Annotated in this window: 14 protein-coding genes; 6 read left to right on the top strand and 8 right to left on the bottom strand. The window is 42.8% G+C overall.

Translation table 11 applies throughout. The features are described 5' to 3' along the window. Nucleotides 1-46 precede the first annotated feature (46 nt). The 3 genes from Q0502_RS15830 to Q0502_RS15820 form a co-directional block, all read right to left on the bottom strand. Nucleotides 47-1669 carry a RagB/SusD family nutrient uptake outer membrane protein gene (locus tag Q0502_RS15830; RefSeq protein WP_298652826.1) on the bottom strand — a complete coding sequence of 541 codons (1623 nt, stop codon included), beginning with the start codon at nt 1667-1669 and terminating at the stop codon, nt 47-49. 33 nt (nt 1670-1702) lie between these two features. Continuing rightward, nucleotides 1703-5173: a TonB-dependent receptor gene (locus Q0502_RS15825; protein ID WP_298652825.1), complete on the bottom strand. Its 3471-nt coding sequence runs from the start codon at nt 5171-5173 to the stop codon at nt 1703-1705. Between the two features lie 204 nt (nt 5174-5377). Beyond that, nucleotides 5378-6403 carry a FecR domain-containing protein gene (locus Q0502_RS15820; protein ID WP_298652823.1) on the bottom strand — a complete coding sequence of 342 codons (1026 nt, stop codon included), beginning with the start codon at nt 6401-6403 and terminating at the stop codon, nt 5378-5380. Nucleotides 6404-6577: 174 nt separating this feature from the next. Here Q0502_RS15820 and Q0502_RS15815 point away from each other — a divergent pair, with 174 nt between their 5' ends. Beyond that, nucleotides 6578-7129: a hypothetical protein gene (locus Q0502_RS15815; RefSeq protein WP_298652820.1), complete on the top strand. Its 552-nt coding sequence runs from the start codon at nt 6578-6580 to the stop codon at nt 7127-7129. Nucleotides 7130-7178: 49 nt separating this feature from the next. Here Q0502_RS15815 and Q0502_RS15810 read toward each other — a convergent pair whose 3' ends face one another. Further along, nucleotides 7179-7736, bottom strand: coding sequence for an RNA polymerase sigma-70 factor (locus Q0502_RS15810; RefSeq protein WP_298652817.1), 558 nt, complete (start codon nt 7734-7736; stop codon nt 7179-7181). Between the two features lie 316 nt (nt 7737-8052). Here Q0502_RS15810 and Q0502_RS15805 point away from each other — a divergent pair, with 316 nt between their 5' ends. Beyond that, nucleotides 8053-8775 carry a DsbA family oxidoreductase gene (locus Q0502_RS15805; protein ID WP_298652814.1) on the top strand — a complete coding sequence of 241 codons (723 nt, stop codon included), beginning with the start codon at nt 8053-8055 and terminating at the stop codon, nt 8773-8775. A gap of 93 nt (nt 8776-8868) precedes the next feature. Next, nucleotides 8869-9405: a GNAT family N-acetyltransferase gene (locus tag Q0502_RS15800; RefSeq protein ID WP_298652813.1), complete on the top strand. Its 537-nt coding sequence runs from the start codon at nt 8869-8871 to the stop codon at nt 9403-9405. Nucleotides 9406-9429: 24 nt separating this feature from the next. On the opposite strand, the gene Q0502_RS15795 is transcribed toward Q0502_RS15800, so the two are convergent. Both Q0502_RS15795 and Q0502_RS15790 read right to left on the bottom strand, forming a co-directional pair. Next, on the bottom strand, nt 9430-9948 hold the full coding sequence (locus Q0502_RS15795; protein WP_298652812.1) for a hypothetical protein: 519 nt from the start codon (nt 9946-9948) through the stop codon (nt 9430-9432). Nucleotides 9949-10073: 125 nt separating this feature from the next. Then, a complete protein-coding gene (locus Q0502_RS15790; protein ID WP_298652809.1) occupies nt 10074-10661 on the bottom strand; it encodes a DUF4230 domain-containing protein in 588 nt (195 codons plus the stop codon). A gap of 323 nt (nt 10662-10984) precedes the next feature. Between Q0502_RS15790 and Q0502_RS15785 the strand changes: the two genes are divergently transcribed. Then, nucleotides 10985-12376, top strand: coding sequence for a DNA-directed RNA polymerase subunit alpha C-terminal domain-containing protein (locus Q0502_RS15785; protein WP_298652807.1), 1392 nt, complete (start codon nt 10985-10987; stop codon nt 12374-12376). Between the two features lie 152 nt (nt 12377-12528). Next, nucleotides 12529-13209 carry a hypothetical protein gene (locus Q0502_RS15780; RefSeq protein ID WP_298652805.1) on the top strand — a complete coding sequence of 227 codons (681 nt, stop codon included), beginning with the start codon at nt 12529-12531 and terminating at the stop codon, nt 13207-13209. Nucleotides 13210-13218: 9 nt separating this feature from the next. Here Q0502_RS15780 and Q0502_RS15775 read toward each other — a convergent pair whose 3' ends face one another. Next, nucleotides 13219-14169: a hypothetical protein gene (locus Q0502_RS15775; RefSeq protein WP_298652802.1), complete on the bottom strand. Its 951-nt coding sequence runs from the start codon at nt 14167-14169 to the stop codon at nt 13219-13221. Between the two features lie 440 nt (nt 14170-14609). On the opposite strand from Q0502_RS15775, the gene Q0502_RS15770 reads away from it, so the two are divergent. Then, a complete protein-coding gene (locus Q0502_RS15770; RefSeq protein ID WP_298652799.1) occupies nt 14610-16208 on the top strand; it encodes a DUF6377 domain-containing protein in 1599 nt (532 codons plus the stop codon). A 122-nt stretch (nt 16209-16330) separates the two neighbouring features. Here Q0502_RS15770 and Q0502_RS15765 read toward each other — a convergent pair whose 3' ends face one another. Next, nucleotides 16331-19594 (bottom strand): sugar-binding domain-containing protein, encoded by a 3264-nt coding sequence (locus Q0502_RS15765; RefSeq protein ID WP_298652797.1) that lies wholly within the window; start codon nt 19592-19594, stop codon nt 16331-16333. Nucleotides 19595-19743: the final 149 nt, after the last annotated feature.

The raw sequence follows: 19743 nt of genomic DNA, 5'->3' as shown, positions 1-19743 counted from the left end.
CGCAGCGCGACATACCCCTCGTTTTTTCAATCAATTTTTATCTATTTCAATTCCATCCCGGATTCTGGTGCCCTTCCAGCAACGGGTTTGCCTGCATATCGCTCAATGGGATCGGCCATAACAGGGCATATTCCGGGATAGCACCTACCCAGGTAGTTCCTTCCGGTTTGTTCTGGATGGCTGCCGTCGCGAGGGGAACCCATTTCAGCCTGCCCGACTGCATCCCATCGGCTTCGGGATAGCGGCGGATATCATCCCATATCTTGAATTCCAGCGGAAACTCGTGGAACCGCTCGGTCAGGATGGACTGTACCAGCGCGTCGCCGCTCGCGGTTTCATCTGCCAGCCCGGCACGCCGTCGCACCTGGTTGAGGTAGCCCCGGGCATCGCCTTCGTTTCCTGTCCGCGCAAGCCCTTCGGCGGCAATCAACAACACCTCGGCATACCGGAAGATCGGCATGTTGTTGTCGCCGTCACGTCCGTTGGTCAACGAACTCTCGTCGAACCATGCCCAGTTTCCTACATTGTTCAATGTATGCGAGACACCGGTAACATCGGTATATTCACGGAAAAAGAACTGTTTCTCCATGTTACGTATATCGGAAGGATGATAACTATTGATCAACATGTCGCATGGCAGGTAGGCATTATACAACACATCTCCTCCCGGACTGAAAACATTGTTGTTATTACCGTCCCGCCATTGAAACGCGTCGGTCCCGATGGAACGGACCGCATAGGAGTTGCCTATATTAAAATTGGTTTGATCGTATTCCTTGGCAAAGATGATCTCGTTGGACGATTTCGTGGTCTTGATCACGTTGAACGCCGAATTGAGACCGTTGCTGCTTCCACCAGGCTGAATAAGCGCGTGCTGCCCGCCATTGATCACGTTAAGGGCCATGTTGGCCGCCTTGGTATAATATTCGTTCCCGCCGTTGACCGGTACGCCGGCCCACTGCAGGTATACTTGTGCCAGCAAGGTTTGCGCCATCGGGCGGGTCGCATATCCGTCATTGTCGTAAAACGCCACGTTGGGCAACGCGTTCCCCCCGATGATATCGAGCAGGTCGTTTTCAATATTCTGGTATACCTGTGCCGCCGGGACGCGCTCCTGGTAGATTCCCTCCAGGGAGGTATACGGAAAGTCGATATACGGCACGTCGCCAAACTCTTTCACCAGGTAGAAATAAGCGTAGGCTCGGAAGAACTTGCCCTGGGCGACAAAGTTTTCTATCTGGGCAGGGGTCAGCACGTCGGTCATCTCCGGGATATTGGCGATCACGAAATTCGCCCGGGAAACACCGATATAAAACTCGGTCCATATCTTCTGGGCAGTAGCATCGAAGGATTCGATATTAAAATTGGCTCCTTCAGAGGCATTGGTAAAGGTTCTGTCTTTACGCTTGTCCACGAATAGCCCTGACATAACGCCTCCCCACATGGTAGCTTTCGGGGTCCAGCCACCGTCCACATCGATGTTATGCAAGTAAGGAACCCCTCCAAAATAAAGCCCGTTAACACCCGTTTGAGCATCCGATTCGGTTCTCCAGAACTGGCCTTCGGTTTTTTCATCCAGTGGATTCTCTTCCAGAAAACTGGTGCATGAACTCATCCACAACGAAAATACAAACAGGCAAAGGATGGATATATATTTATATAATTTCATATGATACTGTTTTTATTGGTTTATTGCTATGAATTAGAATGTCACATTGAGGCCGAACGTGAATGTCCTCGGACGCGGGTAGGTGAAGAACTGCCGGTTGGTACCCCACTTGTTGTCCCCTAACCGGGAAGAGTTGTCCGGGTCGTAGCCCAGGTAATCCGACGAGGTAATCAGGAACAAGTTGTTCACGTTCCCGTACAGGCGCAACGCAGAAAGCCCTATTTTCCGTAGAAGGTCCGGGTTGAAGGTATACCCCAGTTGGATCAGGTTACCCCGCAGGTAAGAACCGTCGGCCACCCAGGTGTCATCAGCATTGGCGTTGTTACCCATCCCGAAGTTAGCCAGGCGGATTGCTTGTGCCTCGCCGTCAGGGTTCAACGTGGGATGCCATGCCTCTTGCCACAAACGATCGATACCGCTCGTGAGGAAACGTCCTTCGGTGGAATGGAAAAACTCCTGCATGATATCAGCGCCCAGCGAGAACTGAAGGTCGATCGTCAGGTCTAATCCCTTGTAGTTAAAAGTGTTGATAAATGACCCCATCCAGTCGGGCAGGCCATTGCCAAGAATCTGTCGCTCCTTGTAAGTGACTTTCTCACCGATCGTGGAAGGCACGTTCATTGTTTCCGGATCCCAGTTGTCAGGGTTGCCATCGTAGATACCGGCCCGCTTATACCCGTAGAACGTGGAAAGCTCTTCTCCCTCGCGGATCAGCATGTCATACCCCACGAAACCGTCGAGAAGGATCTGGCGTTTGCCGGTAACCGGGTCCACCGATGAACTCTCGTCCAGTTTTTCGACCCGATTCTTATTGAAGCTCACGTTAAACGTGCTGTTCCATTGAAAGTCGGAAGTATCGATCAGGTACGCGTTGATCAGCAGGTCCACTCCCTGGTTTGAAACCTGGCCGATATTACTCGTGATCGACGAATGGCCGGTAGACCTCGGAAGGGGGCGGCTGAGCAACAGGTCGGTGGTAAATTTATAGTAATAGGAAGCTTCCAGATTGAGCCGGTTGTTGAACAGGCCGAGCTCGACGCCCACATCCCATTGGTTTGTCCGCTCCCATTTCAGGTCGGGATTAGGCATCCTGCCCACATAAGACACCGTTCGCAACGTGCCTCCGATAATCGTGGTAGCCTGCCCGATGGTTGGCAACGACGCGTAAGTCCCTATCTCGGAGTTACCCGTTACCCCGAAAGAGGTATGCGGTTTTAACCGGCTGATCACCGGGTGATCTCTCAGGAACTCCTCGTTGGAGATCATCCACCCAAGACCTATAGAAGGGAACCATGAATATTTGTTGTTGGCTCCGAATTTCGAGGAACCGTCCCAACGGCTTGTCACGGTAGCCATGTACTTGCTGTCGTATGAATATACCCCGCGGAGGAAGTAAGAGTTCATTGCCCACCGGTCGTGGTCGTTGCCCACGGAGGGCCTGTCTTCTCCTTCTCCCAGGTTATAGTAACCGTAAAAATCGTCCGTGAAATTGGTCCCAACCGCATTGAACTGGGTGAAGGTACGTTCCTGCCACGAGATACCCGCCAACGCGTTGATATAATGCTTGTCAAACTCCTTATCATACGTCAGGTACGTTTCTTCCTGCCAGTAGAGGATATTTTCGTTTACCCCTTCTGCCCTTCCCGTAGAACTTTGATTGATCAGCGGGCGCGGGGTAAATGGCGTGTAGTTGACATTGCGGTTGTTGTGATAATCAATACCGAATTGCGTTTTCAATTCCAGGTCTTCGGTGAGATGAAAGGTGAGGGCCGCATTCCCGAAGATCTGTGTCCGGTACTGCATAGCCACCATTCGCTTCAACAGTTCCACCGGGTTACCGACACCCTCCGGGCTATACCCCTGCATTCTTTCCGGATCGGGATTGTCCTTATCGTTATAAATGGATTCTGTTTCTACATCGTTCGTCTGGATATACACCCCATCCAGCATTACCGGCAAAAAGGGCGACAATTCCACCATGGTACGCAACGCCCCCTGCCCGTACGGGTTGTCCGAGGTCCTGTTCCCCCACGTATGGTTCACCATCAGGTTCACACCGGTAGATAACCACTTGGTGGGTTTGTCGTCATACGCCATTTTGGCGTTCAACCGTTTGAAATAGGAGTTATGCAGGATACCCTGTTGATCGGTATAGTTCAGGAACGCACCCATCGACGAGTTTTCATCGCCGCGCTGGATGTTGATCTGGTGGTTGTGGGAAAGAGCAGTACGGGATGCTTCCCGTTGCCAGTCTGTATTATAGATTGGCGTACCGTCGGCATTGAAAAAACGTTCATCGGTGAATATCTGCGACAGGTCGGTCGTGAAGTTCCTGCCCTGCCAGGCATTGGCATTCTCCAGTCCCTGCTTGAAGGTAGCCATCCACTCGTTGGAATCCATCACGTCCATATATCTTGACATTGTACTGACGGATATCGAGCCGTCATAAGAGATACGTGCCCGGTCTCCCGTGTTACCTCCCCGCTTGGTGGTTACCAGCACCACGCCATTGGCCCCGCGGGCTCCATAGATAGCTGCCGACGAAGCATCTTTCAGTACTTCGATCGATTCAATATCATTCGGGTTGAGGAACTGGAAGTTCGACATAACCACTCCGTCCACTACGTACAACGGGCTGGCCGAAGCATTGATGGTGGAAATACCGCGGATAATAACACGCATCTCACCACCCGGCTGTCCCGTGTTGGAGAAAATGTTCACACCGGCCGCTTTCCCTTTTAATCCTTCCAGTGCATTGAACGACTGGGTTTTGATAATATCGCTGCCTTTAGCGGTAGAGATAGAACCCGTTACGTCTGATTTGCGTATGGCCCCGTACCCTACGACTACCAATTCGTCCAGCGATTTCGTATCTTCCTGTAGAACAACATTGAAGGAGTTTCTTCCGGTAATATCGATTGCCTGCTCGATATAGCCGATATAAGAGATGCGGATGGTAGCATTGTCCTGTTCAACCAGCAATGAAAAATTACCGTCTATATCGGTCACCGTTCCATTGGTCGTACCCTCTTCTATAATGTTCGCTCCGATGACAGGCTCTCCCTGTTCATCGGTAACTTTTCCGGTGATCTGCTTTCTCTGCTGGAGCACAAAATTTTCCTTATTCACTACCTCTTTATCCTTTCTGATCTCTTTTTTATCGATAAAAATATATTTTCCGGATACCCGGTAAGTGAGGGAAGAATGCTCCATTAACTGATCCAGAATTTCATGGATACTTTTGTTTTCCAAATCCACATCATAGAGTATGGTACGGTCCACATCGCTGCTTTTATAGAAAAACACGTAATCAGACTGGTTCTCGATAACGGAAACAATCTCATCAAAAGTTACTTGGTGTACCTTTACCGATAATTTTTCATTTTGGGTATAACTACCGGCAAAAGCAGTAATATGCCCGGCAATCAAAAAGGCAAGAATGAACTTTACGGTTAAAGGTATTTTTTTCCATATAAGTCTATGGGTATCTGTTAATTTATTCATATATTTGTATGTTTTTAATGAATTAAAAAATAGTATTTTACTGTTGTTCGCTAGACAATAGGGATAATCTAATTGATTGAAAACGAATTAAGCCGGGATGCTGTTGGCGCAGTTTCCTGGCTTTCTTTATTATTCTCAGGTTTCTTCCATAGGCATTTGTTTTTATTAAGTTATTTAGTTATTATTTATTATGAATTACATTGATCATCTTCTCCGAAGGAAAATCGTATCATCACTGAATTGTAGCCGGAATTGATCTTTGAAATTCAGTACGTCTAGAATCTCTTTTATGGTTTGATGGGAAAAGAATTTACCCGTATATTTTTCTTTTCTGTTCACTTCATCCGGAATAATAATGGCAACACCGTAGATCTTTTCCAACCGGCGGGTGATCTCCTCCAATGGTGCGTCTCTAAAAGAATAGATCCCTTTCATCCAGGATGTAGCGTCCAGGGCATTTACTTCCGAGAGGGTCGTTTGATGAAACTCCCTGTCAAAATATACCTGTTGATTGGGCTGCATCACAATCTCACTCTTCAGGTGTTTTTCGTTATCATATGTCCCAAGTTTCACTTTACCCGTTACCAGCGTTGTAATGGTATAGGGGTCGGAAGAATAGCCGAGGACGTTGAATTCGGTCCCCAACACATTGATTTCCTGTTTATCGGTATGGACCACAAAAGCCTGCAGTTCACTTTTCATTACACTGAAATACGCTTCTCCGTCCAGATATACTTCCCTGTTCTTTGTACCGAATTTTTCCGGATACCTGAACAGTGAGGAGGCATTCAACCAAACGACGGAACCATCGGATAACCGGATGGTTTGCGGCTTACTTTTGGCGCCGGTCCTGACTTCAACCCATATCATCCGGTCATGTCTCTTATAGAAGAAACGAATACCTGCAACAATCAGTAAAACAGCGATCGCCGCTACGCCTGCATATCGTACGATGCCGGTATAGCGCCTCCTACGAACCGTTTCGGGAGATGGCGAATGGGTTACAGATCGCTTTTTCAGTTTTTCCCATAAACGTTCCCAGCTTGTGTCCATTTCTATCCCATCGGGTCTCTGCCCTTCCTTGCGAAGATCATGGATATGCTTTAATTGGAAGAAAATATTCTTATTCTCCTGCGAGGCATGGTACCACTGCAAAAAAACATGCATCTCCTCCTCCGTCTGGATTCCATGGAGCACACGCACTACTATTTCCGGAACATCGTTATTCATTGATTATTTCTTTTCGATATATTATATATACGATTGTTAAAAGACAATTACGTATTATTTTTGTGAAAAATTTATATTAGATACCAGAAAAATGAGGGGGAGTTCCTTCAATCGGGTTATAATAATTTGAGTGAATCCCTTTATTTTATCAATATTATACTGTATTTTTGAATCATGAAACATTTATGTCTCTACCTATTTTTGCTGTTATCAACAATCGCTTATATTCCATCGACATACGCGCAGCAGTATGCCGTTACCGAAGACGGTAGAAGGGTCATCCTTCACAGGGACGGGACATGGGAATATCTGCACATCCCCGAACATCATCCGCAGGGGGCGGGAGAAAGCGGAAAAAAAGCCCGTATCTTCATAGGGGAAGAAATCATGATTTTCTTACATAACGGCCAATTAGAAGATTTTTCTATCCTGACGGGCGGATCAAGGCTGTATGATAAAATGAACGGCAAATTAAAACAAATAGGCCGTCATGAAATCGAATATGACTTTCACACCGACCGGGTGAAAAAAATCGGCGGGTACGCTATCGAGTACGATTTTCATACCGACAGAGTCAAAAAGATCGGCGATTACCCGGTAGAGTATGATTTCCATACGGAAAAGATATCGCGCATCGGCAATACCCGCTTCGAATATAGCTTTTTCAACGGTAAACTTACTGATATCTCCGGCCGCACGCCGGGGATTGAAATCACAATGTATTGATCAACCATCTCAGGGTCTTTTCAGAATATTGATAGAAAAAGTAAAAATTTTATATCGAAAAAGGCAAAAGAAGGAGAAAAATACTCAGACTGTCTCGAAGAAATTTCAACGCTTTATAAATATGGGTCTCCACCGTTCTGACGGAAATATCCAATTCTTTGGCAATATCGGTATGCTTTTGCCCTTCGAGGTAGGCTTTTTTAAAAATACTCCTGCTTTTGGACGGTAATTTTTCAATAGAGTCATAGACGGCTTCCATTTTGTCTTTATCCCACAAATAATCTTTCGGCGATTCGTAATATTTTAATTCATCCAGTTTAATCTGTTGAACGGCTTTATTCATAAAAGTGTCCTCCACCTGTTGATGTTTCAAATAATCGTAACACGCGTGCTGAACCATAGACAAAAGGTAATTTCTGATATTTTCTTCCACAATGATCGTCGACCTTTTATCCCATATCTTCAGAAAAATATCGTGGACAATATCCTCCCCCGCATAGACATCTACAAACTGCCGGGCAAAAAAGACCAGATCTCCCGCATATTGCAGGTAAAAAGCTTTAAAATATTCTGTAAAAATGCTTTTATCTTCTTTTTGCTTTTTCATTTCGGAACTCTAAAGATGGCCACCAACATAAGACTTTTATTGCTTTTAAAGGATTCAGGCACAGGATTATCCTATACCTAAAAACCACTTCCGGCGAGTTTACTTTAAACGAGAAAATTCTTCTTTTGTATGCCGCTTAACGAAACAGCTCATTAAAATTAGTCATCTGCGCTGGACATAGTCAAAACAAGTTTTGCCTCTGTGCCCGTTGAACGAAAAAGTTCATTAACCCGAAAATCGATAAACACATACCTGTTGATAAACAAAACAGCAGAAAACTTGTTTAATTCAATTACAGAAATGACAATTAAGATCAATGAAAATAGAAGTCTGGACCGATATCATGTGCCCCTATTGCCATATCGGTAAAATACATTATGAGAAGGCGCTCCGGCAGTTCGATCATGCCGATGAAGTGATTCTCGAATGGAAGGCCTATCAGCTCAACCCGAACCTTCCCGATAAAGGGAACGGCATCCCTGTCAGGGAATATCTGACGAAAATGGCGGGATATCCCGTGGAAAATGTAGACCACATGTTTGACGGAATCAAGCAGTTAGCTGATGACGCAGGGATTCCTTTTGCTCTTCCCAATGCGATTGCCGCCAATACACGCGATGCGCACAGGCTGATCAAGCTGGCAGCAAAAAAGGAGCTGGATTCCGTTGTCCTGGGAAAACTGTCGAAAGCTTATTTCGAGGAGGCCAAAGATTACAGCGATTGGGAATTGCTCGTAACTATCGGGAAAGAAGCGGGTCTAGAGGAAGAAGAGATACGTCGTATGCTGGACAGCCGCGACTACCTGTATGAGATAAAGCAGGATATGCACGAAGCTGCCAACCTTGGATTCGATACCGTGCCCACTTTCCTGATGGACAGGCAGCAAGCCATTGTAGGTTCCGAACCGGTGGACCTGTTCGTAAAAGTGCTGAACAAAGCGTATGGCGACTGGAAAAACCGGACAGAAAAAAAAACTACGCCGGGACCGGAAGTAACCAAAGGCAAATCATGCAATGCAGACGGGATGTGTGAGATTTAAATTTTTCATCTTTGAAAGGTTTATGGTATCTTTGCCGCACAACCAATTAAGACCAACAGGTCATTTACCGACTTTTTTAAAAGAGGCCTATCAATGGAATACTTGCGGATCGACCCCAACGATACAGCACGCTGGAACAGTGTCTGGGAACTGTATGAAGAGAGCTTTCCTTTAGCGGAAAGGCGGAAAAAGGAAGATCACCTGCGTGCTTACGCAGATGAACGATTCTTTCCCTTGTCGGCCTGGGAAGGGCAGGAACTGATAGGATTGATGTTCTTCTGGGAATGGAATTCCTATCGTTATCTGGAGTATCTTGCGGTAAACCCGAAGCTCAGGGGACAAAGTTTCGGATCGCAGATGCTGAGGTATCTGCGCGACTCCGAGCATACCATCATCCTCGAGATCGATCCTCTCAGCAACGAGTTATCGGTACGTCGGTTACAGTTTTACGAACGGGCAGGTTATACGCTTACCCCCTATAGGTTTGTACACCTTCCCTACCGTCTGGAGGCCCAACCCCAGGAACTGCTTATATTAAGCTATCCCCATATGATCACAAAAGAACAGCACCATGATTTTCTCCGGTTTGTGAATGAGGAGGTGATCCGGTATTGTGAACAACTAATATAATTGAAGATTATCCGTTTGAAGAGGTTAAGAACCAAGCACAGATTTCATAAGGTGAAGCAGTTGATCCATCATCAGCTTTTCTCTTTGGGACCGGGGATACACGGGATAGATAATTACTAAGATAGTTTCTTTATCCTCCATCTTCAGGTATCCCCCTAACCCCCAGGAAGCCATTCTCGCGTCGGTTCTGAATTTCAGTATGCCTTTTTTCCTGTCTGAATAAGAGATGATCCATTGCCGGTCAATCCGCTGCATTACTTCATCGAAAGGCTGCTCGGTACGTCCGCTAAAATGGAACAAGCCCGTTTTTTGACCGGAGAAAGAAGGTGGATCCGGGTCGTCGGATTCCATATAATCGAGTCGCTTTGAGAAGCAGCGTGTAATGACCGCGGGCGGGATCATCCCGACAATAAAAAACACCAGCGCCGCCTGCCAGAGATTCACACGCGTCCCCCACAAAAAACTGACCACAACAATAATCCCGACAAAAAAAATCAGGAAAATAGAGACCCAATATAAGTACAGCCTGAAGGTAAATCTCATATAATTAAAATAAACTAAAAACTAAAAGTGAAAAACTAAAAACTTAATTATCTTGCCTCTTTTTCACATCGCCACATTAATCACATTAGTTTCATTGGCACATTAGTCTCATTAGTCACATTCGTTCAATGCAGTTGGGGTATAACCAGCTCTTCGGTAATATGGATATCCGTAAAACCCATTTCTTTCAGAAGCGAAGTGATGGCTATCTTCGCCTCATCGGTCGCCTGTTTATAAACCCCCTGCTCAATAGCATCGCGGATCATCACATTTTTCTCCCGGGAAAGCGCCTCGTTATAATCCGATATTTTAATGGGATTAAACGCGTTCTCGCTTTCATTATACACCTGTATCGATTTTTCATCGATCACTGTATCCAGTATTCTGGGTTTGGGGACTGAAATATGTACAGTAGTGTCGTTATCCACAGTCACCTTTATCCGGCTGAAATCCACTCCCGCTTTAATGTATCCGTTATATTTCAGCAGAAAATACTTGTCGGTCAGCGGCACATTGATATTCAAAAACTTACGGTAGTCTTTATAACTGATAACCCCCGCATAGTTATACCTTACCAATGCCAATTCCTGTATATATGAAATACGATTCATCACCGACGAACTGTCGTATCCTCTCTCCTTCTCCGCTCTTTTATTGCCCGCCAGAAGCAGAACAGCCAAAATAACAGAGAGAATGAAGAAAAATACCGTCAATATATTTATCCTTATCTTAGCACTCACCCCTATAAATTCTACTTAGTCATTGTTTATATATATTCTAAATCCCATTTACACCCGACACATCATTTCCAAAATCCATCCGACCGAGGTACTCATGACTTTCACTTTACCAACAGACCCACCTTGTTCTATCGAGGTAACTGTCCCTTTCGATAACACAAAAATAGTAATTAAAATAAGAATAGAAAGAAATTTCCTATTCTCAAATTTTTATTTATCGTTTATATATCTATCTTTGGGGTTAATACATAACAAGTTGGTGTATATTTTGTATAACCTATTATTTATGATTTACTATGTTAAAAGAATCACTGAAGACTATCTCCCTCCACGACCTGTATCAAAATCGCGGATTATCCGTACGTGCGCTCAACTGTTGTTTTTCTATCGATTTACACACAGTCTACGATATTGTCTCGTATTACGAAGAAGGGGGTTCTTTTATAAAAATGCGAAATGTAGGCCGTAAGACCTCGCAGGAATTGGGAGAGCTATGTCACAAATTTATTCTTCAGTTGGATGATCCGAAAGAAACAAGTCCGGTAGCTAACAGAGTATCAGAAGTAAAAGAGTTGATTGAAAATGATTTTTTTCATACCATCAATCACAAACTTATTTCTCCTGCCGAATTATTGAATTACTTGTCTCCCCTAAAAAAGATATTGGTTGAAAAGAGATATAAAGAACTTGTTTCATCTTGTTCTAAACGGACAGCCAAATGGTTAAGTACAATCGATTTTGAGTATTTTATGTATGATTACCTAATCGAGCAGGACAAAACTCTTATGAATATCAGAAACTTAGGAAAGAAAGCGTACCCTGAACTCATCGCGTTGAAAAGAAGGCTCGAAAATGAACTTTTAAATATTATCCATTCACCGGAGGAAGCTTTTCAGCGGGAGAAATTAATATTAGAAAAGGGTAAATGGTTCAGGGAAGATTTTGTATACGATTACCATCAACAACAGGGCCATATGCCCCTGTTCTGGATACTCGAAAAGGAGTTAAAGTCAAATGACACAAGAGAAATCCACATTCTTCTTCATTCATACCGCATATTCGAAAACGATGAGCACCTGACAAACAAATCATTAGGGGAAATACACAATCTATCAACCCAACGTGTCAATCAAATAAAAAATAAAACATACCAGCACTTCTTTTCAGCGGATAATCCTTTAATTCAACAATTGAAAGAAGAGTGGCCCTTTTATCAAAATTCAATCAAGGACGACGATATTCTGTGGCAAAACGATGAACGCATATCTGCATTCATTGAACAGGAAAATATTCATTTTACCCGGGATTGTATACTGAAGTTACTTTCTTTGTTTACCGATTCTAGACACACGTATAGGGGTAGCTTTGTTGCCCGGGGAGACGATAAAACATGGAAAAACAGTGTATTGATTCCGACAGGACTGGCAGACGCTTTCAATTTCGACAGATTTATTGCTGATATAAAACAGCTTGTATCAATTAACAGGATAGACATTATATCAGACCTCGAGGTTTATATATTGGGCTCTCCCGGATGGAAAAAATACAAGAACGGAATAATAGGAGGTATAGTAGAGGTAGCGAAAGATATACTGCAATATGAGTTTGGTTTGTCAATCGTTTCGGGAAAAGTCATAGATCCGTCTCCCCACCCGAAAAAATTCCCGGAATATTATTCGAAATATTGAAGCAACAAGAAAAACCTATGTACATCAATGCTATCTTCACAGAATTCAAAAAACAATTTCCCCAACACAAATATACAGCCCCTGTACAACTCCGCTACCGCTTATCGCAACATAACCAAATAATATCCCATAAAGGGCAAAATAACACATATATGCTCAAAGAATGGGAACACATCAAATCGGGCACTATCGGGGATACCATTGTTGATTTTTTAGAGGAACATGATACTCCGCAAACGATCAAAGTAATCACGGATCATGTTTTAGTGCACTATCCTGAAACCAATGAAAAAAGTATCCGCACAATAATGTATAACGATACCCGGAAACGTTTTTCGAGATTCGGAAGGGGGTGTTTCGGTCTGAGCAATAAAACCTATCCCGCCGGTATCAAGCCAACGACAAACATCTCCGACAGCTTGTTTAACGAGAGGCTGGCTGATTTGGAAAGATTCTTATCACAAAACTGGCATTTTCCTTTTTCTGCTTCAACCGATCAAAATGAAACTTCGCTGTATAGATGGTGGAGATTACAGCGCATGCATTTCGATAAGTTGGAAGAAAAGCAAAAAGATGAAATAGAAAGAATTAAAGATCAATATACCGATCTTGATACAGATAAAAGAGCCTATGAGTGGAATAGCAAGTACAACATGCTCATTAATTTTGTATCCAATAACCAACGAATGCCTTCCTCAGACAGCAAAGGTCTTGAGAAGATGTTGCACGATTGGCATAACAAGACTAAGAACTATTTTAAAACGAACCGTTTAAACGATGAACAAAGAAAGAAATACTTGAAATTTGAAAAATTGGCAAAAAAAGGAAATTAATTCGGTCTTTCATTTCTCTTCGACTTTATAATCGTTTTCTGTTTTGATATGCAACAAATTTACCAGGGACTGATAATCAAGTAACTCATTCATGGAATATCCATAAAGGGGTATTTTTTCCGGTTGATTTTTCTTCAGCCATTTCAATTCCAGGACCCTCCTTTTTTCGTCAAACCCGAGCACTTCGCAGGTGATGATCTCACCCTCCGGTAAAGCCTTTTTTGCCCGGCCCATTTTTTTGCTCCCTGTGGGATATAATATCCTGTTGATGATAATCTTGCCTCTATACTTACCCAACACTATAAACCTCCTATCAGGAGGGACTTCATTTGAGCCGACCTCCACCCATACGTTTTGGCCAACCATTTGTTGCGGAATACCCAAGGCCCAGTCCACATCTGTCTCATTTTGTGTAAGACTTACCTTACCCTCTTCATTTTCTCCCAAATATATCACCACCGTCGTAGAACCAGCCTCCATATCATCGAAGTTCACCAATACATCCAACTGCGATTTGTGCATTAGGCCTACAATAGAGCCATATCTCCAATTGAAATGATAACCAATATCAATGAACAACCCATATTTTTTCTTATTGATGATCACCCCCCTATACAATTCTCCTATGGACAGTTCCGCCTGCTTGAATTGAGGCAGGTCAGCATCCAAATGAATAGAGATGCGCTCCATATCGACCTTGATAACCTTAGAATAAAAAATTTTCCCGATCAACGTGGGAGCAACATGATTCCATGCATCCCTGTTCACATATTTCCATGGCATATGATGGAAGGAGATATAAGCATATATCCCTTTCACTTTGGCTAAAAAACCATACTCTTTCACCTCCACAATTTTGAACGGTAGGGTATCAAGATGTAACCTGTGTATTTCAAGTTCATGGAGGCGTTCCGATTTCCAATCCTTTTTCTTTTTATTTTCTTTATCGGAAATCTTCAATTTATTTTTTATTTCATTTACAATCGATTGAAACATTCTTTGTGCCTGTTTCAAGTATTATTTTCTTCCTATTTTCGACTTGTCGTATAATAATTCGGTAAATTTTTGTTTAAAGGCTACTTAACAAGATAAGCAACGCAGACATAAAAAGAATTGATTATTAATAATCAAATACTTGTAGACAAATATCTGAAAACACCCGAACTGTTGTTGATAGTACCAAAGCTAGGTAAAATCTATCAGGTATACAAATTAATATATGTCAACTCCAACATACTCAATGAAAAAAATATTTACAACTCTCACTAAGATTATTATGTTAAAAAGGGCAACAGACCACAAAATTTTATTATATTTGTCCCTCAGTGTTTGATCAAAGGGGTAAACCGTCATGAATACTTAAAAGCATATTAGTGAACTAACAGGAGAGATTATTTACTATGAAGCATACCCTCATTATACTTTTATTGATTATTTTTCCAATGTCCGTTTCCAGTATGGAAAGGGAAACCGATTCCTTGCTGAAAGTCCTGGATAAAGTAATTTCGGAACGTTCCCACTACACAAAGATAAGGGAAGCTAAGATAATGGAGCTAAAACAGAGAAAAAAACAACTGGAGGATATAGATGATATAATCAATATCAACCGGGAGATCATTGATCAGTACAACAGTTTCATCTGTGACTCGGCTGAATTTTATATCAACGAAAACCTATCTCTTGCAAACAAATTGAATAAGCAGGATATTATTGTGGAAAATCTGTTGCGCTTGTCTTATATCTATTCACTATCCGGCTTATTCCTACAAGCTTCCGAAATTTTCGAGTCTCTGGATTATGAAGATCTGACGGATAATAACAAGGTATGGTACTGCTGGAATTACATCCGGTATTTTGAGAATCTTATATTCTATACTGCCGATATAAAGTATTCCCAACAATATGAAAAAGAGAAGGAAGCATACAGGGATAAAGTGATGGGGCTGTTGTATGAAGAATCCGAAGAATACAAGAAAGAGCTGGCACATAAATTACAACAGGAAGGGCGGTTTCCCGAAGCGGAAAATTTATTATTACCTGTCTTTTATAATCAGACACCTGAGACACACGACCATGCAATGGCTGCGATGAACCTGGCCAAATTATACCGTCAGGCAGGTAAAAAGGAACTCGAAAATCATTATCTGACCATCGCAGCAATTACCGATATCGAGCTGGCAGTAAAAGAAAATGAAGCTTTGTTGTCTTTGGCCGTGAACCTGTATGAAAACGGCGATATAGACAGGGCTTACGAGTATATCAGGGTAGCATTGGATGATGCGTTGTTTTACAATGCAAGATTTAAAAATTCCGTCATTGCACGGGTACAACCCATTATTGAAGACACCTATCTGCAAAAGATCTATTCCCAACAAAAGAATTTGAAGAACTATTCAATTATCACCAGTTTATTTGCATTAGTGCTGATTATCACCTTATTCTATCTGTATCTCCAGGTCAAAGCCGTTTCAAAAGCCCGGAAAGAACTCAGGATAATGAACGAAGATCTCCTGCAACTGAACCGGAAGCTGGATGAAGCCAATACCGTGAAGGAACACTATATCGGCTATTTCATGAACCAATGCTCGGTCTATGTCAATAAACTCCACAAGTACCGCAAAAATGTAAACCTGAACATCAAGACCGGCCAGATAAACAATCTTTTTAAATTATCCACGGACGAATTGGAAAAAGACATCTCCGAATTACATACTAACTTCGACAAAACTTTTCTGGCCCTCTACCCCGATTTTGTTTCGGAGTTCAATTCCCTGCTCAGGCCCGATGAGCAATATTCTCCTGAAAGAGGGGAATTAAACAATGAACTTCGTATATTCGCTTTGATCAAGTTAGGGATCACAGACATGAAGCAGATCGCCGATTTCCTGCACTATTCGGTGCAGACCGTTTACAACTATAAAAGTAAAGTAAAAGGGAAAGCGGTGATCGAGAGCGACCAATTTGAAGAAATGATCATTAAGATCGGGAGTATATCTTAAAAGAACCAGTCCCGGCACATACAGGAACTTACATCCTGCCAGCTTAGTAGCATGCCCGACATATAAAAAGATTGGCTATCAATCGGACAGCCTCATCTTTTTGTGTCAATTACAATTATTAATCACCGAAACACAGGGTATCCCTGTGCCGACATTGTCCACACAGAGTTAAAATCCCATCCCATAGATTCGTATAATGCTTGGGTTTTGAATACGTTCAATTCTTTTACTTCAAAATCCACTGCCCGAAGTCCTTCACTACTACCTACAATATCCATATCGTTTCGCGTATATATTTTCTCGCGCTCAACCAGAACAACATTTTCAGTTGCAGTACTTGCGGCAAATTCTCCTGCAGTACGACCTGCCACAGTGCTTGCTAAAGAGGCAACACCCTTGAATTGAACTCTAAAGTTTCCTATCTCACCCAAAATACCACCTGCAGCTCCATCTAAAGCGCTGACCGTGCCAGTAAAGTAAGATCTTTGTAAACTTATATCATAGGCTTGTCCGATAAGACCACCTGCACGAGAAGCTGAAGCGCTTATTGTACCATCAACAACATAGCAATCAAGCATCCAGGACACACCACTTATTCCTTTGTCCATGTCTCCTAAGGTGCCAACAATTCCTCCAGCAACTTCCTGAGCTGACACAACCGGACGGTTTACTTGAACTCTTTGTATGGTAGTGTTGACTGCTTTTCCTGCGAGTGAGCCCACATGTTCGTTTCCATTTACCTGAGGCGATCCCAAAATCAGGTCTTCTATTTGTGCCCCTTTTGTATAGCCAAATAAACCCTGGTTGTCAGCGTTGTTCGTTATTTTTAGATTTTTGATTGTATGCTTTCCCCCGGAAAAGTAACCAGTAAAAGGAGAGGTTTCTGATCCTATTGGAATAAAATCAGTACCGCTTAGATCAATATCTTTCGTTAAGATATAAGAACCGGAAAGATTATTCTTTATGGCTTCAAGACCTGCACGATCAGAAATCTCCTTATATTCTTTTGCTGCTTCTGCAAACTCTATATCCTCGTTAATAGGAATATCTTTAATAACCAGAGATAAAGCCACATCCACATATTGTCCGCCTTCTGTATTATGACAAGTAACAGCAATCAAGTTTTCCTGATTGAAACGGATTGCAGCTTTAGCTTCATCGTTGATATCGACAGGAGTGTAAGTGCTGGTCCATCCACTACCAGAGGCCGCCAATACACCGTTGATATATACGGAATAATCTTCATCATAGTAGATAAGCAACTTCAGGTCTTTTAAGTTTTGCCCGGTTAAAGCAGGCACAACTAAGTTTTGTCGCAACCAAATGTCGGACGTATTCCAAATGGTGCGAATGTTTGTACCAGGAGGATCACCCGCTCCAAAACCAGCAGCGCCTTCATGCCATTTGGAATCATTAAATTCAGAAGTATTCCAACCAGGTCCCGGATCTATAGATGTATATTTCCACATAGTTCCCGATTGCATAGCCGTTGGAGTAATGGCTTTTGAATAGCAAGTTTGTGTCAACAGTTTTTCTACACCAGCTTTGAAGCATGCTTTTTGTGCGAGATCTAATTTGGAAACTTTTCGGTCGTAAGTGTACAAACCGTTTATTTCTTCTTCCAAATCGGTAATCTGAGTATACACGATACCAGATAATCCCCTGGAAGTTAATCCGTAAGCTCTTTCATTAAATGCTTCCAACTCATCAGCAAGTTGAGCCGTAGTTTCCAATTCTCCGTACGGAGTACCCACTTTAGGCCAGATATTTCCGTGGATTTTTAGACCAAAACCACCCGTTTCTCCGCACATATTAGCTCTATGGTCAAATGGATTAGGCCATAAACCAACCTGCGTATAAGAGTGTACGTCGATAATATCGCCCATTTCGAAGTTTCCCCAGCCGCTGGATTGATTGATTAGGCGGGTAGGATCTGTTCGGCGTATAACTTCCACTCCATTTCGAGTGTGTTCTGCATATATTTCCTTGCTATGGTCGGGACGATAAGGCGATTGCCCGGTATATTGCCCCCATCCTTCGTTGTAAGGCACCCACATCACAATGGACGGGTAATTGATCAAACTTTTGACAATATTTTCGGTTTCCCGATAAAAGTTCTGCTTGCTCCACTCTTCATCCCCGAGGTATTCCCTGCCTCCACCCAAATAACCGGTGCAAGGCATATCCTGCCACACCATCAAACCTATCGAGTCACAATAGTGATACCAGCGGGCAGACTCTACTTTAATATGCTTGCGGGTCATATTAAAACCAAAGCCCTTGGTTATTTCCAAATCATAAAGTAAGGCTTCGTCGGTAGGAGCAGTATAAATTCCATCCGGCCAGTAACCCTGGTCCAGTGGTCCATAATGGAAAATAGGCTCATTGTTTAAGAACGTATAAGGAACACCGCGGATTCTTCCCAAATGAATCTTCCGCATACCGAAATAACTATCAACTTTATCAACTACATTATTTCCGTCTTTTAAGCTGAATTTTAGTTTATAAAGGAAAGGACTGTCGGGCGACCACAATTTAGGACTGTTGATTTTAATAGAAGTTTCGACTCCTACGGGAATTGTTTGTTTCTTTACTTCTTTATCGCTATCCAAGACTATTACTTCAACATCTGCTTCTGCAGCGCCGATTGTATTAATAGTAACTTTAACCGCTTTGTTATCTACATCGGGAACAATAAGAAAATCGCTTATGTATTGAGTATTGACCGCTTCATACCATACTGTTTGCCAAATGCCACTGCATGGGGTATAAAAGATTCCACCACGCTTTTTGGCTTGTTTTCCCACTGGCTGACCTTCTTCGGTTGGATCGTACACTTGCACCACCACTTCCTGATCCTGGTTTAAAGGATTCAGATAGTCAGTTATATCGAATGAGAAAGGATCATAACCACCTTCGTGGGCTCCTGCTTTTTGTCCGTTTATAAAGACTACGCTCCGCCAATCTACTGCACCAAAATGCAGTAAAATTCTTTTGTCCCCGTAGCTTGCAGGAACATTGAAAGTGCGTTTATAAGCATACGATTTATTCATATTGGTATAATCATCATCCATAATTCCAGAAAGGGCAGATTCGATAGGATATGGCACCAATATTTTCTGATCGAAAGAGGTGAAATCGTTATAATTACCAATATTTGGCGTGTCTTTCTTAGCGAAATCCCAAATACCGTTCAGATTAACCCAATTGTCCCGCACCATTTGAGGACGGGGATATTCGGGTAATACCCTGCCGGGATCGACCTTGTCTGTCCAATCTGTCTTGAGTTTAGGTTCCTTTTTTTGCCAGGTTTGCGCTTCCGCATTATATCCGGTAAATAGGATTCCACCAAGTAAAAATAGGAAATAAAACTTTAAACTTTTCATATAAAATTATTAGGATGTTTAATTATGTGATAATACTCAGTAGTTTTTATGTTCACCGGAAGCAAGTCACCAGTCTTCTCAAGGTCACCTATTGCTTGATCATATATGTTGAGCAAACGGCAATTCGCCCAAAAACATCACCCAGTTAT

Source organism: uncultured Proteiniphilum sp. (assembly GCF_937873925.1).
Classification (GTDB): Bacteria; Bacteroidota; Bacteroidia; order Bacteroidales; family Dysgonomonadaceae; genus Proteiniphilum.
The sequence above is the reverse complement of the archived record's forward strand: the minus strand, read 5'-3'. Positions and strand labels throughout refer to the sequence as shown.

Excerpts from the sequence above, each read along its gene's own strand:
- Q0502_RS15820 (WP_298652823.1), bottom strand. The coding sequence starts at position 6,403 with ATGAATAACGATGTTCCGGAAATAGTAGTGCGTGTGCTCCATGGAATC.
- Q0502_RS15810 (WP_298652817.1), bottom strand. The coding sequence starts at position 7,736 with ATGAAAAAGCAAAAAGAAGATAAAAGCATTTTTACAGAATATTTTAAA.
- Q0502_RS15805 (WP_298652814.1), top strand. The coding sequence starts at position 8,053 with ATGAAAATAGAAGTCTGGACCGATATCATGTGCCCCTATTGCCATATC.
- Q0502_RS15770 (WP_298652799.1), top strand. The coding sequence starts at position 14,610 with ATGAAGCATACCCTCATTATACTTTTATTGATTATTTTTCCAATGTCC.
- Q0502_RS15780 (WP_298652805.1), top strand. The coding sequence starts at position 12,529 with ATGCTCAAAGAATGGGAACACATCAAATCGGGCACTATCGGGGATACC.
- Q0502_RS15800 (WP_298652813.1), top strand. The coding sequence starts at position 8,869 with ATGGAATACTTGCGGATCGACCCCAACGATACAGCACGCTGGAACAGT.
- Q0502_RS15785 (WP_298652807.1), top strand. The coding sequence starts at position 10,985 with ATGTTAAAAGAATCACTGAAGACTATCTCCCTCCACGACCTGTATCAA.
- Q0502_RS15830 (WP_298652826.1), bottom strand. The coding sequence starts at position 1,669 with ATGAAATTATATAAATATATATCCATCCTTTGCCTGTTTGTATTTTCG.
- Q0502_RS15795 (WP_298652812.1), bottom strand. The coding sequence starts at position 9,948 with ATGAGATTTACCTTCAGGCTGTACTTATATTGGGTCTCTATTTTCCTG.
- Q0502_RS15815 (WP_298652820.1), top strand. The coding sequence starts at position 6,578 with ATGAAACATTTATGTCTCTACCTATTTTTGCTGTTATCAACAATCGCT.
- Q0502_RS15765 (WP_298652797.1), bottom strand. The coding sequence starts at position 19,594 with ATGAAAAGTTTAAAGTTTTATTTCCTATTTTTACTTGGTGGAATCCTA.
- Q0502_RS15825 (WP_298652825.1), bottom strand. The coding sequence starts at position 5,173 with ATGAATAAATTAACAGATACCCATAGACTTATATGGAAAAAAATACCT.